This is a genomic window from Paenibacillus popilliae ATCC 14706, from assembly GCF_000315235.1.
In the GTDB taxonomy this organism is placed as follows: Bacteria; Bacillota; Bacilli; order Paenibacillales; family Paenibacillaceae; genus Paenibacillus_B; species Paenibacillus_B popilliae.
In genome coordinates, this window is the sequence record NZ_BALG01000096.1 from 1 (window position 1) to 1,066 (window position 1,066).

The 1,066-nt window shown below is 34.9% G+C and carries 2 protein-coding genes; both read left to right on the top strand.

What is annotated here, in order from left to right:
- Positions 1–262 precede the first annotated feature (262 nt).
- Complete coding sequence (locus tag PPOP_RS08670) at positions 263–685, top strand: hypothetical protein (RefSeq protein WP_006285848.1); 423 nt, start codon at positions 263–265, stop codon at positions 683–685.
- Entirely contained in the window at positions 682–879 is a 198-nt protein-coding gene (locus PPOP_RS08675) for a hypothetical protein (RefSeq protein ID WP_006285850.1), read from the top strand. The genes PPOP_RS08670 and PPOP_RS08675 overlap by 4 nt, the downstream gene beginning before the upstream one ends.
- Positions 880–1,066 lie beyond the last annotated feature (187 nt).

Below are 1,066 nucleotides of genomic sequence, written 5' to 3' on the forward strand. Positions count from 1 at the left end.
AGCTTGGGCTCTGCGTTGGCGGGGCTGATGTGCTTTCGTACGGCGTCGTTGCTTCGTTTGCTTGAGTCCTTTAGCGATCAAGATGCGTCTTACGTGTTATTGAGGAAAAACGAATAAGCAGATAGCAGATAGCAGAAGCGAAGGAAGAACTTGCGGATTTGTTGGGTGGATTGAGTTGGTAGAATAAAGAATTATGTGGATTTTTTTTGATATACATGATAAAATATCCATGATAAAGTGATTTGGAGAAGGAGGAATTATAATGAGGTTTAAGAACTTACTTAGTGTAATTTTTTCTGTGGCTTTGATGTTTATGATGGGACAATCGGTTAATGCTGTTGCTGTTGAAGTTTCAAAAGATGGTGGAGTTGTAGTAGATACGAGTAGTAAAGACGATGCTGATAAAAAGATTGTTTTGTGCCAAGGTGATTGTAAAGTTAATGTTATTGGTAAGAATGACAAACTTACTGTTGTTAGTAAAGATAATAAGCTTGTTGTTACTGATGTAGGTAGTAAGGATAAAAAAGATAGTTTTGTTTTTACATCTACTGATGGGTTTAAAAATGTAAGTATAACTAAGAATGGAACTTTAGTTGAAGATGGAACTAAAGAATATAAAAAATTAGTGAAAAAATATGAAGAATTGATTAAGAAATACAGAGGGAAGGAGGTGAAAAGTAAATGAAAAGTAAAAATTTATTTGTTTTAAGTATGACGATTGTTTCAATGCTTGTTTTTTCGCAATCTGTTTTTGCTACTAAGATTCATCAATCAAAGGATGGTACTACTACAGTAGATACTAGTAATAACGGCAGTGCAAAAAATAATCCAACGAGTGTTACATGTGAGAGTAGGTGTAAGATTATTGTTAAACCTTAAGGTGCCAGCCCTTGGAAATGCTAACGCCACTTGGTGAGCTAAAATTGAGGAATTTTATAAAAAAAGGTTCTTACTCACAGTAAGGTAAGCGTCAAACCAATCCCACCTGTGCATAGCAAGTCAAAACAGTCACAATGAATCCATCACGCATACGAAAGGATGGATTCAAAATGGAAACGAGTTTACA